The sequence below is a fragment of the Variovorax sp. LjRoot175 genome, assembly GCF_964253805.1.
Classification (GTDB): domain Bacteria; phylum Pseudomonadota; class Gammaproteobacteria; order Burkholderiales; family Burkholderiaceae_C; genus Variovorax.
Genome location: NZ_CAXURY020000002.1, coordinates 576127 through 588412, shown reverse-complemented (window position 1 = coordinate 588412; position 12286 = coordinate 576127). Strand labels below are relative to the sequence as shown.

Here is a 12286-nt window from a genome sequence, read left to right as displayed (position 1 = left end):
GCTGCTGCTCGCAAAGCAAGGCTTAGCCGAGGAAGAGGTTGGCCCCATGCCTGTCTCGGAAACGCAAGCCCTACGTCTCCAAGCAATGTGATGGCGCCATGCTCACTGCTCCCCCGCCACTTCGATTTCCACCCGCCGGTTGGGTTGCAGGCAGCTCACCAACGCTGCAGTCTTAACCGTGCCGGGGCACTGCACCACCGGTTGGCGCTCGCCCATGCCGGCGGCGCGAATCGCCTTGCTGTCGATGCCCTGCTGCGCCAGGAGCTTGTGCACGGTGTCGGCGCGCGTCAGTGATAACGCTGCGTTGTATGCATCGGAGCCGAGCCGACGCGACGTAGCGCAGCTGCTTGAAGTTGCGCTTGATGTCCGCTGCCAGCGCTTCGATCTTCGTACGGCCCTCGGGCGACAGGTCGTCCAGCGACCCGCCATCGAAACGGAACAGCCCATCCGCACCCAGCATCACCTTCTGCGCCGGCAGCGGCGCAGCCACCACCGGAAGGGGCTTGACCTCGGCCGGATTGACCAGCATCGCGCAGTCAGGTCCCTTCCAGTACATGCCGTGAGTCAACACCAATCGGTGAAGAGCTGGGAATCAGCGAGCACACGGTCAAGACGCATCTGGCACGTCTGTTCCGTCTTCTGGGGGTCAAGAGCCGCACTCAAGCCCTCCACGCCGCCCGACAGAACGGCATGATTCCGCCATGAGCGCAATGGCCATGAGCGCTCAACTTGTATCGCTACGCAGACTGTGTTTTGGACAGCCGGCAAGTCCGGCAAACTTCTGTCATGCCGGCCGCCAATGACGAGATCAACGCTCTACGTGCGAGCTTCGAGCAGTCGCATCGCCGGCCAGTGCGTAAGGCCAGGCATCTCGTCGACACCTTGCTCGCCAAACAGGGGGGCGCGGCCCCTCCAGCGCCAAATGGATCCACCGCGGCTACGGCATGTCGGCACCGCCTGGACGGACAAACGCTGATCGTTGCGGGCGCCTCTACCCGAAGGAAGTGAAGACAACCGAGGAGCGCGCGCCTGCGCTTGTGGACTTCTGAGACTGGCGAACCATACTTCAGGCAGACAGTCGTCCGGCGCTGGTAGAGGTGGCTTCGGCAACCGCCCAGTCCGGGCAGTTCCTCGATGCCGGCGGCTGTCTCGACCGAGGAACTCGGCCTGTCCTTGCCACGCGCCAATACCGTGACAAACGTGTGGTGTGGCGCGAGAGGGGTCCGCAGCGGCCTGCCGCTCACTTCTTTACGGCCTTGATCTCGGCCTTTTCCTTCGCCTCTTCGGCCTTGGCCTGCTTCACACAAGCGGCCTTGGCATCGCCCTTGTGAGCATCGCATTTCTCCTTGGCGACGTTGTAGACAGCCTCCACCCTGGCCTCGGCGACCTTGCGCGCATTGCTGTCGCTCGGCTTGCGCTGCTGGTCGAGCTCGGCCTTGGCCATCTTGTCCTTGCCCTTGGCTTCCTCGATGCAGACGTCCTTGGCATTGTCTTTCATGGCGTCGCACTGAGCCTTGGCAGCCTTGGAGTCGGCCGCGATCCTGTCGCGGGCGGCCTTGTATTCGGCGTCGGCCGGACCGAGCGTTGCCGGAGTTGGAGGTGCGCTGACCTGCGCGCTGGTCTGGACGGCAACCAGGCACGATGACGCAATGGTGAACATCAACAATAGCTTTTTCATGATGGTCTCCTCGACGCCGACAGGGTGTAAGGAGTCCGGTGTTCCTGCTTGAACTTCGGCGTCATCGTCAATGTAGAAATCGGCCGAATCCTGCGAAGGTAGGACGCCCCGTGGAGCAGTCGTAGGTACATGCCCATACCTGCCGCCATACCGTTTTGGCGGACCTGCAGGTTGCAGTCTTCAGGCCATCGGGATGCACGTGCGCGTGTGCCGATCACGTAACGACGGGCTTGATGATGTGCGCCACGTTTCGGCGGCGGTCATGCAAACGCCTTCTCGGCTTCGGCTACGGGCGGCGCCGCATCGTTTTCGCGGCGCGCATCAGCGATGCGCATGCGCAGTTGCTGCACCAACGTGCGAGGGTCAGGCCGCATTCCAGGCAACAGTCGGCAGCATGCCAATGCCGGGGCGGGCAAATAGGAAGCCTTGAAACAGCCTCACGCCGAGCCCACGAAGCACCTGGACCTCCTCCGGAGTTTCCACGCCTTCTGCGAGCACCTTGATCCGAAGCTCGTCGCATATCGCAACGAGCCCCTTCACGAGGGTGAACCGCACGGCGCTGAGATGGATGTCTCGAACGAAGCTCCTATCAAGCTTGACGATGTCCGGTTGAAAAGCGGCCAGCAGTTCAAAGCTTGCATAAGCAGCACCGAAGTCATCGATGGCTGAGGCGAATCCGAAGCTTTGGAAAGCTCGGAAAGTCGCGGCCAGCGCGGGCAGATCGGCAACGGGTTCGCCTTCAGTGAGTTCGAGTATCAGGCGATCGATGGGAAAGCGGACCCGCTCGGCCGTGCGAATGGCGGTATGAAAACACTCCGTGGGCCCCGCAACGTCGTTGGGAGAAACGTTGAGGCTCAGCCTGGATTGCATGCCGAGCATCGACGCCATTTCGATCGATTTCACGCGACATGCCTCGTGGAAGGCAAACCGATGACGCGCTTCTACTCTGCCGAGCACCTGGAGCGCTCCTTCGCCGTGAACACCTCGCACGAGCGCCTCATGCGCGAATACTTCCCGCCGCTCAACATCCACGATCGGCTGGAATGCGATCGTGAACGCCGGGCCGACGCCGTCAACGGCAACGTCGTTGATGCTTTCGGACTTCACCGGGCATCGGACTCCTGCCGCGGCGACGAAGAGCGGCGCGGAGCTTCGGATTTCGGGGCAACCCTCATTAAAGCTGATTCTTCCATCTTTCATGGCCGCGTACAGAAGTTGTAGCTGGCACAGGCGAATACGAAGGGACTTCCCACGTCCGACAGCGACAGAACGATCTTCCGCGGGCACTTGTTTTCGTGGGCTTTCCCGTCTTCAGGTCGGCATAGACTATGTGCGGCTAGGGGGCGCAGCACCTTGACCTCCGGGGCCCTCATTCGCACTAGGATCTGAAAGAACGAGCGCCGCGCGGTAGGCGGTGCGGCCTGCCATCTTGGCATCGGAGGCCAGCTTCTTCCACCGCCGTTCGCGTTCGCGCGGCGACTGGGTCGGTGGTTGCTCAATCAGTGACTGGCAAATGGCAAGCATTGCCATGGATGATGTCAGGCAGAAATGGATGGCCGACAGCGTGGGCCGTGTCCGATAGCTTGCCTCCTCCTTGCTGCGGATGCGCTCTTGTTCATTCGGGCTAAGAGCAAGCAGATCGGTCGATGCAGTGAACGGTACATCGGGCTCGCTGTCCAGCATATCGCGGGCCGCCTGCTCGATAGCATTTACCGCCTTTTCCAACAAATTGAGCGAGCTCGAGGATGTGGCCATGAGTTCCTACCCGTCAAGGAATGGCCTCCGGTGCAGGCAGGGCCGTGGCGCCCATCGACTCGGGAGTGTCCGCGCCGCCGTTCCTGCGGAAGAAGTTGGCCACGGTGTTCGCGAACGTCCTCGCGTCCGTTTGGACTCTAGGCCCCAAGGAGTAGGCATCCAAGTCGTGGGGCACCGTCTCCAGTTCTTCCCTGCGTTTGCTCATGCTTCAATCCCTCCGCGTTCTCGTTCGAACTTGGGTCTTATCGTACGGCTGTGATGGGCGGCGCGTCTGTATTTTGGGGTTCGGTCCTACAGCGAAAACGTGCGTTTCTGGCGAAGCCGGCCATGGTCAGCGCGCATGCTGGGAGCGCTGCATGCCGGCATGAAGTCCAAAGTCTTCAGATCAACCGGCTCCAGCCGAAGCGGGCCATCGGGTGGCTCAAGCCGTAGGTTGCGTTGAGTAGGTGCAGGTGTTCGATCATCCTGATCGCAGCCAGCGGGGCCGGGTGATCACGCATGCACACTACTTCACCCTGGGGGGCCGTCGCGGCATCTGACAGGCTCGTTCACCGTGCTGCTCAAAGGCAGTCCGGCCACTCGAATGACGAGTCTTTCGGTTCAGAACCGCAGCAACGCCATGGGCATGCGCATCGTGCCCAGCCAATTCAAGGTGTTTATGCTGGCGCCCTAGCGGCGCCGCGGCCTTCCTTCAGTCCTCTCGCCAGCTCAAATCCGCCGATCGCGGCATTGGCTCGCAGCGCCAACTCTCACTCTGAGCCGGGCGGCCTGAATGAGGTCGGGCAGGAGCTCCTCTGCGGGGCCCCGCAGCACCACGGCCGCCACGTCATCAACATCAATCGTCTCCATGTTGAGCGTGATGATCTTGGCACCGTTCGTCGCCGCGATCGTCGGCAGGTCCGCCGCCGGGTAAACCGCTGCAGAGGTCCCCACGACCAGGAACAGGTCGCTGTGCGCCGCGACCTCTTGCGTCCGGGTGAGGAGTTCCTCGTTGAGCATTTCCCCGAACATCACGACGTCGGGTCTTGCTTGCGAGCCGCAGCGCGGGCAGAGTTGCGACAACCAGGGCCCTTCCCGGTTTCCGCAGCTGTCGCATCGCCAGCGCCGCAGGTTGCCGTGCAGCTCGAAGACCTCCTGAGCCCCGGCCTCGGCAAGCAACCCGTCGACGTTCTGCGTGATGAGCGCCGTGCCCGGTCTGCGCATCTGCAGCTCGACGAGCGCGCGGTGGCCCGGATTGGGCCTGGCCTCCGACAACACCGCCATCCGCGCCGCCCAGAAGTTGTGGAAGCCTTCGGGATCGCGTTTCAGATCGTCGACGTGGGAAAACTTGACCGCGTTCTCGTCCCTCCAGAGGCCGTCGGCATCGCGGTACGTCGGGATCCCTGACGCCTTCGAAAGACCGGCTCCCGAGAGTACCGAGATGCGCGAGGCGGCGTGCAGGAGCGCCGCTGCTGAATCGATCGAGGTCATCCAGCAATCATCCGCGTTTTCCGCGGCGATCGGACCGCCGGAGTCGGATACCGCGCCCAACTCGGCTCTGAACCTCGGCATCGGACGCAAGCGACAGATCGATCGGTTGCCGTTGCGAGATGCGGCAACCTTGCCTTATTCGGTGTCGCGGCCAGGTTACCGAAAGCTCCCGACTATCGACGGCAGCGTGGCTCCTCATATCGAGGGTTGACTACCCTAATACCAAAGCGCTCAATCGATCTTTCCCCGACATCGACTGGAGCCAGATATGAAGGCATCTTCAGTCGTGGCATGTGTCGCCACTTGCACATTCGTTCTCGGCTGCGACACGCAGCCCACCGTCTTATTCGTGGCGCACGGAAGCGTGTTCCACATGCTGCAGTTGACCGATGCCGAGGAAGAATGCATCACGCCCGATCGGCTTTGCTACCTGACGTCGTGGGATGGCACGATTTCCCGCGGATGTTGGGTCCGCGAAGAAGCCAACATTCGCGCCCGCTTTCCGGATTCGGGTGACATGCTGGTACCAGTGATCGAATTCCGCCGCACGACGTTGGCTGAGTACCGGAACGCCGCGTTGGAGTAGACCGATGACGCCCACCAGACGGCTGCCAGTACCGAACCAGTGCTCCCCAGGATTCCGAGCTCGGCCGCCGGAACGCCCAAACGAAAGCCGCACCGCAGTCGGCGACCTCGATTCGAACTGTCCAAAGCCGCAAACCGCGGACGAACAGGACGGGCAAGCGAAGGTCTTGCCACATTGAGTCATTTGCTCCGGCGCGGCCAGCAAGATCGAATGGACGCGTCGGCAAGAAGGCTGCCAGCCTCTTTGGTCGTGTCTGGAACGGAATGCCGTCGTGAAGTCATCCGCCTGGAAACATGAACACCGTGTCGCAGTGCGAGCACCGGGCCTGGCCGACATCCCCGCAACTGGGTCGTGGCTGAAGCTTGGACACGACTTGCCCGTCGGGTATCGAATCGGTAGCACCACAAAAAAAGGTCCCCGTTTTACAGGCTCTCAGCCTTGCGGCGCGCCGCGCGTGCCATGTCAGCAGCGCCGGGCTCGCCGCGCAGCGCCGCCTGGCCGTACCAGAAGGCGGCGCGTTCGGGGTCCTGCTGCACGCCGTAGCCCTTGTCATACATGCTGGCGATGATGTAGCAGGCGCCTGCGTCACCCTGCCCGGCGGCGCGCTGATACCAGAGCGCTGCCTGCGCGTCGTCTTGCGCCACGCCTCGTCCCAGCAAGTACTGGGTGGCAAGGTTGACGCGCGCGTCGCGCGAGCCCTGCTCGGCCGCGCGGCGCCACCAGTGGGTCGCTTCGGGCAGCGACCGCGGGACGTGCTCGCCGCGCTCCAACAGGGCGGCCAGCGCATTCTGGGCCTGGACGAAGCCGTTCTCGGCCGCCTTGCGCAGCCAGCCGATCGCTTCCGCAGGCCGCGGCGCAGTGCCCTGCCCCTCCATCAGCATCACCGCCAGATTGAACTGCGCTACGGCATGCCCGGCTCCTGCCGCCTGCCGAAAGTGCGCCAGTGCGCTCTCGTGATGGCCTTGGCGAAACGCCGCGGCGCCGGCCGCGGCGCGCGCCTGGGCGGCCTCAGTGCCAGCTGACGCGGCCGGCGTCTGGCCGCTCCAGGTGACGGCCGCCAATGCGAGGGTGATCAGGAACTTGTTCATGGCCTTGCTCCAGCGACAAATGGTGGGCCAGTCTGCCGGGCGCCTTGCCGCAGGTCTTGAAAGACGCCTGAAATCAGGACGAAAGAAGTACGATGAAACTTCATGCCGGGGGGCTTCCGCTCAATGGAACAGGCCGCGACGCTCGACGACACCGCGCAAACCCGCCTTCATCTGGGCGGCTTCGTGCTGGACCTGGCTGATGGCGAGTTGCGCCGCGCCGACGGCCAGCTTGCCGGCTTGCGTCGCCAGGCGCTGGCGGTGCTGCTGGTGCTGGGGTCGCAGGCCGGCCGCGTGGTCGGCAAGGACGAACTGATGCGCCGCGTCTGGCCCGGTGTGGTTGTGGGCGACGATTCGCTGGCGCAGGCCATCGCCGAGATCCGCCGCGTGCTGGGGGACAGCGAACACCGGCGCGTGCGCACCGTGGCGCGGCGTGGCTACCTGTTGATACCCGACGAGGCAGCGCTAGGCCCAGCGCCAGACCCAGTGGACAGCGCCGCAGCGCCATCTCCAGCTTCAGCCTCGGCTTCCGCCTCGCCACCCGCGCGCCAGCGCATCGTCTTCGCGGCCGCCCTGCTGGTGCTGGCGGCGGCCATCGCCGGCTTTGTTGCGCTGGGCCCATGGCGCGGCACGGCACCGCCTGCAGTGCCGCTGCGCTCGTTGGTGGTCCTGCCGCTCGACAGCGAAGCCGACGCCGCCGAGCAGGCCTGGTTCGCCGATGCGTTGACCGGCGACCTGACGCGAGCGCTGACAGTGTGGCGCACAGTCAGCGTGATCGGCCGTGGCACTGCGGCGCGCTACAAGGGCCGGTCTGACGATCCGCGTGCCGTGGCGCGCGAACTGGGTGTGCGCTACGTGGTGCACGGCCGCGTGCGGCGCGACGGCGAGCAGGTCCGGCTCGAGATGAACCTGATCGACGGCGACACCGGCGTTGCGCAATGGGCCGAGCAATACCAGATCGAGCGCGCCCAGCTGGCGCAGTCGGTCGACGACATCCGCGGCGGCATCTCGCGCACCCTGCTGGTCGAGATCGGCAGGTCGGTTGGCCAGCGTGCTGCCCGCATGAAGCCGGAGGCGGTGGAGGCCGACGACCTGGCGATGCAGGGCACGTCCGTGATGCTTCGCGCCGTCGGGCCCGACAACTTCACCGAGGCGCTGCGCCTGTTCGAGCAGGCGCTGGCCAAGGACCCGGATTCGGTGCGCGGGCTGGGGGGTGTGGTCAACGTCCAGGCCATGAGGGCGATCTTCCGCTGGACCGACGATCCCGAAGCGGCCGTGCGGCGCGCCGAGCAAGCTCAGACGCGCTTGGAGACCCTCGACCCGACCAGCTTTGCCGCGCTCGACGGCCGCGCCACGCTGACCAACTGGCGCGGCGATTGGCCGGGCCTGCTCAAGTTGTCGGAGGTGATGATCGCCCATTTTCCGAGCGACCATACCTCGCACCACCACCGCTGTTCGGCACTGCTGCGCCTGGGACGCTTCGAGGAATCGGTGCCGTCCTGCGAGCGCGCCTTGCGGATCAGCCCGCGCGACTCGCGCGTGCCGATCTGGCACGGCTTGATCGGCATGAACCGCTTCATGCAGGGGCGCTACGCCGAGGCGGCCGAGCGGGCGCGCCTCACCGTCGGTGGCCTGCCTCACCTGCCGTTTTACTGGCTGCTGCTGGCCGCGTCGCTGGAGCGTGACGGGCAGTCGGAGGAGGCGCGCCGCGTGTGGGCTGATTTCCGCGCACGGCATCCGACGTTCGCGTTGACCCAGGCGACATCGATGTGGCCGGCGACGCAGCCGGATTTCGTGGCTGGGCGCGACGCGATTGTCGCGACGGTGCGGCCCTTCGATAGCAGATAGCGCTTCAGCGGCCGATCAAGCAGCGGTTTGACGGTCAAAGTTGAGCGTGGGCAGCCTGTTCGGGCTTGGCCGGGTCAGTGGGTAGCAGACGTTCCAACAGATGTGTCGGAGGATGCCTTCGGGGTCCACTCTAAAAAATATGTTCGCGCGAACGGTCATGGAGTGATTCCCGCCTCCTTGATCAGCCCGCCCATTTGATCTGCCCTCGGTCGCGCTTGCGGACGCCAGCTTTTCGCGGAACAATGCCTGCCCCACTTGGGCGCACTTCACAAGCGGGACCGGGGCCAGCGCCTTGACGATCCGCGCTGGTGCATTGCAACGCGGCGCGGGCAGCCATGCCCGGGGGAGGTTGTGATGGCGACGTTATTTCGGGCACTGGGTGCCCTCGCGCTGGCCCTCATCGCATGTCTCACCAGCGCCGGCATTCTGGCGCCCAACACAGCGCTTTCACCTGGACAATCCATCAGTTCCGACAACGGCCGCTACGTCCTTGTGATGCAGGGCGATGGAAACCTTGTCTACTACCGGACATCTGACTGGACCCCGCGCTGGAACAGCCAGACGCAGAGTCCCGGCGCGTTCGCCCCAATGCAGGGCGATGGCAATCTCGTGGTGTATACCAGCAGCGGAGCGGCGCTCTGGAACTCGCAAACGAGCGGCAACCCGGGTGCGTACCTGGCAGCACAGGATGACGGCAACCTGGTCATCTATGGCAACGGCAGAGCGCTCTGGCACATCGGCGCTGACCTCGTCGCCGGCGATCCCCAATGGGCCGGCGACGTTGTTGGGCGCGACCTGTCGATCTCCGGCCTGGGTTCGCTGGGACACACCGGCATGTTCGACGGCAGTGTCGTCGTCGAGGTGCTGAATGAGGGCAGCAATGCCATCCAGTACGAATCCCTGGCCAGCTTCAAGGCGCGTTCGGCATATTGGGGCACGGCCTCTCCCAACAATCCCAACCATCTGCTGAACAAATGCTTCAGGACGGCGTGCCTGCAAGCGGGTGACTTCGAGGATGTGCGGGCCAGGATGGCGTTGGTCAAGCGTGCCTTTCAGGCGTACCTCATCGGCGCCGACTACACCTACGGTCAACACTACACGAGCGCCAAGCCGCTGATGTGGGGCCGTCCGGCCGAACGGGGCCTGTACCGCTGCGACACATTCATCGTGAATCTGTATGAAAAGACGGCCGATGACGAAGGCATTCCGTCGATCTACCCGGTTCCGCAAATCTGGCTGGACCGCAATCGCGATCTCAAGAGCGGCGTCATGCTGCCGTCGAGGCTCTTCAACACCATGAAGGGCTGGTTTTGAGGCGCGGCAGGCATGAAAAAGGCCGGTCTCCTTGCAGTCGCGGGTATCGCCTTGGCCGGGATCATCTGGGGGTGGTTCAAGACGCCACCTGTTGCGTCGACGGCGTCGTATCCAAGTACATCCGCGCCCGCACTCCACCGGGACGATCGAGGCGGCCCGTCCACAGCCGCCGCAAGGTACGCGGCGGCGATCGGGGCCGCCAGGGGCAAAGAGGATTCGCAAAATTCCCTGGCCTCGTATGTCCCGAAGCCCGGCATCGAGGGACGCAATGAGCTCGACCGAATCTTCGCGCAGGGCGTGCCGCTCACCTCTCGATCGGCTCTGGCTGCGCGCGCGCTGCTGAAGGCGGGGATCAGCGACGAAGAGAAGATTGCGCTGGCCCGCATCCTGGGCCGCCTGTACTCGTCGGACAATGCGACCGGCTACAACGCCGACATCCTGCTGGATCTGCGCAGCCTGATCGGCGACAAGAACAAGGAGGTCGCGCGATCGGCCGCATTGAGCTTCTCGCGCATCGGCTATCTGCCGGGATCGGATGCGCTGCTCAAGAGCGCGTTCGAAACCCACGTCCTGAGTGCGGACGACTACTACGGCGAACTGGCCCACATGGCACGGCTGGCTCCTGTGGGCGTGCAGGATGAACTTTTATCGGCGATCCGCAGTTCGGCGAATTCCTATGCCGCCGACATTCTGGCCGGCTCGATCCATGACGATCCGAAGATCCTGAAGGGCTACTCCACCCGCTCGGTGAATGAGATCGGGCAATTGCTCGTCAAGAGCGAGCCCCGATTTGCCAGCGCCACTGGAGACTTCGGCCTCACCGACGCCGTGAGATACGCCCACTGGCTGCGCGCCAGCGCCCAAATCGAAAGCCTCGCCCAGGGGACCGACGTGGATGCCGTGATCGTTGCGAGACTGAGCCTGCCCGGAACCGATCCTCGCAAGATCACGGCCTATCTGTTGATGCCCGAGGCATCCTCGATTCTGTCCTCCGCGCGCCTCGGCTCGCCGGCCGCGGGATTGGTCTCGGCCTCCAACCAGTACGCAGCACAGTATCCGCGCAACATGATCCTTCAATCGGCCGGCCAGGAAATCAGCCAGAGAGTGGGAAGGCCCAAAGGAAAACCTTGACGCGACATCACCAGGTAGTGCCTTGGGAAGCGCTGATGATTTCCATGCAATCCTGACCCAGCGTTGGAGTCCCGCAATCGAAAAACTGACATCGGGGTGTGCACCAAGAGAAAAGAACTTTGCGACGCGGGGCAGGTGCGTACCGAATGTCATCAGTCCCTCGAGCATCGGCATCTGAGGTCCAGCATTTGCTGCTCCGATCCTGCGGTGTCAGGAGGGGCTGAGTCCCGGGGCCGTCGGCCTCGCGTTGGTGCTTTTCTTCGCGAGGTCGGCTCCCATGGAGCTCCGGGGAACTAGACCGAGTTCGGCCATCCCCAGTCATTCGGTCTATCGACCTGGACGCGCGATTTGCACAAGAGCGGTCGTCGAATCGCGATCCGTTTGGTAAAATGCTTCGGGGGGTAGCCGAACAACCGAGGCAAGCCTTCACACAGGGGTCGTGAAATGAAGTCGGATGACCTCGACAGTGCAATTGAACAGAGCCACGCTGCTCTGAGCGCGATCCTAAAAGGCGACCCTAGCCTTTACAAGGCGCTGTATTCCCATACGGAAGACGTGACTCTGGGCAATCCATTCGGCCCGTACGCGCGCGGTCGGAAGCAGGTTGAGGCAACCCTGGAGGGCGCCGCGTCGCACTACCGCGACGGAGAGGGCACCGGCGTCGAACTCGTAGCGAAATATGTTTCGGACGGACTCGCGTGCGTTGTCGAGGTAGAGCGCGGCCGAACCAAGGTTGGAGGTGCCGAGGAACTCGTCGCGGTCGCAGTACGCGTTACCAGCTTATTTCGGTTGGAGCAGGGTGCGTGGAAGCTCGTTCATCGGCACGCTGACCCGATCACGACCCCGAGGCCGGCATCGTCGGTCATCAGCCGATAACCCCATGTAGGCGGGTCTGAGCGTCCTGTTAAGCCGGGAGTCCGTGAATCTGGGGCAAACGCAAAGTAGGGCTGCAATGAATTCACGCACTTGTGACCTGACTGGAGCAGCGGATACTCAGGCCGAATGCCTCTGGGCAATGGCTCGCAAGAACTTGCCAGGGGTTGCTCTGGTCAGATCGCAGAATGCGTCGCGATCGCCCTCGGTAGGAAATCCGTACACGGTGCAGCGTCCAGCTGCGGCAGGCGAGCTTCCCTGCGCTTGGTAGACAGTGCGGATGTACCGGACGAACTGCCCTCCCCAACTCTGGTGATCGGAGGCCTGCAGCATCGCGGTGTGAACGCCGGCGATCTTTCGCTCAGTGATCGCCACGTGGGGAAACACAAGCGACGCGTCATCCTCGGTTGGGCAATCAGCCCGGGTGAAGCCGTCCAGAGATACGAACTGTAGCGTGAGGTCCATGGGTCAAAGTTACCAGCGAGTCGCGGCGCAGATTGTCGCGCACGATTGTCAGTTCGACCCCGCGCGCCAAGGCGCGCGTCG

The 12286-nt window shown here is 63.8% G+C and carries 15 protein-coding genes and 1 pseudogene; 8 read left to right on the top strand and 8 right to left on the bottom strand.

The window, feature by feature from the left end; genetic code table 11:
* Window positions 1-102: 102 nt before the first annotated feature.
* Window positions 103-273 (bottom strand): hypothetical protein, encoded by a 171-nt coding sequence (locus ACSQ89_RS32830; protein WP_436295512.1) that lies wholly within the window; start codon window positions 271-273, stop codon window positions 103-105.
* A gap of 300 nt (window positions 274-573) precedes the next feature.
* On the opposite strand from ACSQ89_RS32830, the gene ACSQ89_RS32825 reads away from it, so the two are divergent.
* Window positions 574-705 carry a LuxR C-terminal-related transcriptional regulator gene (locus ACSQ89_RS32825; RefSeq protein ID WP_093110384.1) on the top strand — a complete coding sequence of 44 codons (132 nt, stop codon included), beginning with the start codon at window positions 574-576 and terminating at the stop codon, window positions 703-705.
* A gap of 535 nt (window positions 706-1240) precedes the next feature.
* Here the strand turns inward: ACSQ89_RS32825 and ACSQ89_RS32820 are convergent.
* Both ACSQ89_RS32820 and ACSQ89_RS32815 read right to left on the bottom strand, forming a co-directional pair.
* Complete coding sequence (locus ACSQ89_RS32820; protein WP_436295511.1) at window positions 1241-1678, bottom strand: hypothetical protein; 438 nt, start codon at window positions 1676-1678, stop codon at window positions 1241-1243.
* Between the two features lie 363 nt (window positions 1679-2041).
* Window positions 2042-2710, bottom strand: a complete 669-nt coding sequence (locus tag ACSQ89_RS32815) for an EAL domain-containing protein (protein WP_436295536.1) — start codon at window positions 2708-2710, stop codon at window positions 2042-2044.
* On the opposite strand from ACSQ89_RS32815, the gene ACSQ89_RS32810 reads away from it, so the two are divergent.
* A complete protein-coding gene (locus ACSQ89_RS32810; protein WP_436295538.1) occupies window positions 2609-2899 on the top strand; it encodes a hypothetical protein in 291 nt (96 codons plus the stop codon). The two genes, ACSQ89_RS32815 and ACSQ89_RS32810, sit on opposite strands and share 102 nt — an antisense overlap.
* Before the next feature lie 105 nt (window positions 2900-3004).
* Here the strand turns inward: ACSQ89_RS32810 and ACSQ89_RS32805 are convergent, their stop codons facing one another.
* Together ACSQ89_RS32805 and ACSQ89_RS32800 are read right to left on the bottom strand one after the other, a co-directional pair.
* Entirely contained in the window at window positions 3005-3433 is a 429-nt protein-coding gene (locus ACSQ89_RS32805) for a hypothetical protein (RefSeq protein WP_436296856.1), read from the bottom strand.
* Between the two features lie 13 nt (window positions 3434-3446).
* On the bottom strand, window positions 3447-3638 hold the full coding sequence (locus tag ACSQ89_RS32800; protein ID WP_093110323.1) for a hypothetical protein: 192 nt from the start codon (window positions 3636-3638) through the stop codon (window positions 3447-3449).
* Between the two features lie 315 nt (window positions 3639-3953).
* On the opposite strand from ACSQ89_RS32800, the pseudogene ACSQ89_RS32795 reads away from it, so the two are divergent.
* Window positions 3954-4106, top strand: a pseudogene (locus ACSQ89_RS32795) (type VI secretion protein); the annotation flags it as partial.
* Window positions 4107-4141: 35 nt separating this feature from the next.
* Here the strand turns inward: ACSQ89_RS32795 and ACSQ89_RS32790 are convergent.
* On the bottom strand, window positions 4142-4903 hold the full coding sequence (locus tag ACSQ89_RS32790) for an SIR2 family NAD-dependent protein deacylase (RefSeq protein ID WP_436295509.1): 762 nt from the start codon (window positions 4901-4903) through the stop codon (window positions 4142-4144).
* A gap of 373 nt (window positions 4904-5276) precedes the next feature.
* On the opposite strand from ACSQ89_RS32790, the gene ACSQ89_RS32785 reads away from it, so the two are divergent.
* A complete protein-coding gene (locus ACSQ89_RS32785; protein WP_139191753.1) occupies window positions 5277-5489 on the top strand; it encodes a hypothetical protein in 213 nt (70 codons plus the stop codon).
* 422 nt (window positions 5490-5911) lie between these two features.
* Here the strand turns inward: ACSQ89_RS32785 and ACSQ89_RS32780 are convergent, their stop codons facing one another.
* Complete coding sequence (locus ACSQ89_RS32780; protein ID WP_436296855.1) at window positions 5912-6577, bottom strand: tetratricopeptide repeat protein; 666 nt, start codon at window positions 6575-6577, stop codon at window positions 5912-5914.
* A gap of 102 nt (window positions 6578-6679) precedes the next feature.
* On the opposite strand from ACSQ89_RS32780, the gene ACSQ89_RS32775 reads away from it, so the two are divergent.
* The 4 genes from ACSQ89_RS32775 to ACSQ89_RS32760 all read left to right on the top strand — a co-directional run bounded on the left by ACSQ89_RS32775 (window position 6680) and on the right by ACSQ89_RS32760 (window position 11743).
* Window positions 6680-8422 (top strand): winged helix-turn-helix domain-containing tetratricopeptide repeat protein, encoded by a 1743-nt coding sequence (locus tag ACSQ89_RS32775; RefSeq protein ID WP_436295507.1) that lies wholly within the window; start codon window positions 6680-6682, stop codon window positions 8420-8422.
* Window positions 8423-8776: 354 nt separating this feature from the next.
* Complete coding sequence (locus ACSQ89_RS32770; RefSeq protein ID WP_093110327.1) at window positions 8777-9736, top strand: hypothetical protein; 960 nt, start codon at window positions 8777-8779, stop codon at window positions 9734-9736.
* A 12-nt stretch (window positions 9737-9748) separates the two neighbouring features.
* Entirely contained in the window at window positions 9749-10867 is a 1119-nt protein-coding gene (locus ACSQ89_RS32765; RefSeq protein WP_436296854.1) for a hypothetical protein, read from the top strand.
* A 444-nt stretch (window positions 10868-11311) separates the two neighbouring features.
* Entirely contained in the window at window positions 11312-11743 is a 432-nt protein-coding gene (locus tag ACSQ89_RS32760; protein WP_093110329.1) for a YybH family protein, read from the top strand.
* A gap of 117 nt (window positions 11744-11860) precedes the next feature.
* On the opposite strand, the gene ACSQ89_RS32755 is transcribed toward ACSQ89_RS32760, so the two are convergent.
* Window positions 11861-12205 carry a hypothetical protein gene (locus ACSQ89_RS32755; protein WP_093110330.1) on the bottom strand — a complete coding sequence of 115 codons (345 nt, stop codon included), beginning with the start codon at window positions 12203-12205 and terminating at the stop codon, window positions 11861-11863.
* Between the last annotated feature and the right edge of the window lie 81 nt (window positions 12206-12286).

Bases quoted from the DNA above. Each gene is read 5' to 3' on its own strand.
- ACSQ89_RS32755 (WP_093110330.1), bottom strand. From the start codon at position 12,205: ATGGACCTCACGCTACAGTTCGTATCTCTGGACGGCTTCACCCGGGCT.
- ACSQ89_RS32780 (WP_436296855.1), bottom strand. From the start codon at position 6,577: ATGAACAAGTTCCTGATCACCCTCGCATTGGCGGCCGTCACCTGGAGC.
- ACSQ89_RS32770 (WP_093110327.1), top strand. From the start codon at position 8,777: ATGGCGACGTTATTTCGGGCACTGGGTGCCCTCGCGCTGGCCCTCATC.
- ACSQ89_RS32785 (WP_139191753.1), top strand. From the start codon at position 5,277: ATGCTGCAGTTGACCGATGCCGAGGAAGAATGCATCACGCCCGATCGG.
- ACSQ89_RS32765 (WP_436296854.1), top strand. From the start codon at position 9,749: ATGAAAAAGGCCGGTCTCCTTGCAGTCGCGGGTATCGCCTTGGCCGGG.
- ACSQ89_RS32805 (WP_436296856.1), bottom strand. From the start codon at position 3,433: ATGGCCACATCCTCGAGCTCGCTCAATTTGTTGGAAAAGGCGGTAAAT.
- ACSQ89_RS32760 (WP_093110329.1), top strand. From the start codon at position 11,312: ATGAAGTCGGATGACCTCGACAGTGCAATTGAACAGAGCCACGCTGCT.
- ACSQ89_RS32820 (WP_436295511.1), bottom strand. From the start codon at position 1,678: ATGAAAAAGCTATTGTTGATGTTCACCATTGCGTCATCGTGCCTGGTT.
- ACSQ89_RS32790 (WP_436295509.1), bottom strand. From the start codon at position 4,903: ATGACCTCGATCGATTCAGCAGCGGCGCTCCTGCACGCCGCCTCGCGC.
- ACSQ89_RS32800 (WP_093110323.1), bottom strand. From the start codon at position 3,638: ATGAGCAAACGCAGGGAAGAACTGGAGACGGTGCCCCACGACTTGGAT.
- ACSQ89_RS32775 (WP_436295507.1), top strand. From the start codon at position 6,680: ATGCCGGGGGGCTTCCGCTCAATGGAACAGGCCGCGACGCTCGACGAC.
- ACSQ89_RS32810 (WP_436295538.1), top strand. From the start codon at position 2,609: ATGACGCGCTTCTACTCTGCCGAGCACCTGGAGCGCTCCTTCGCCGTG.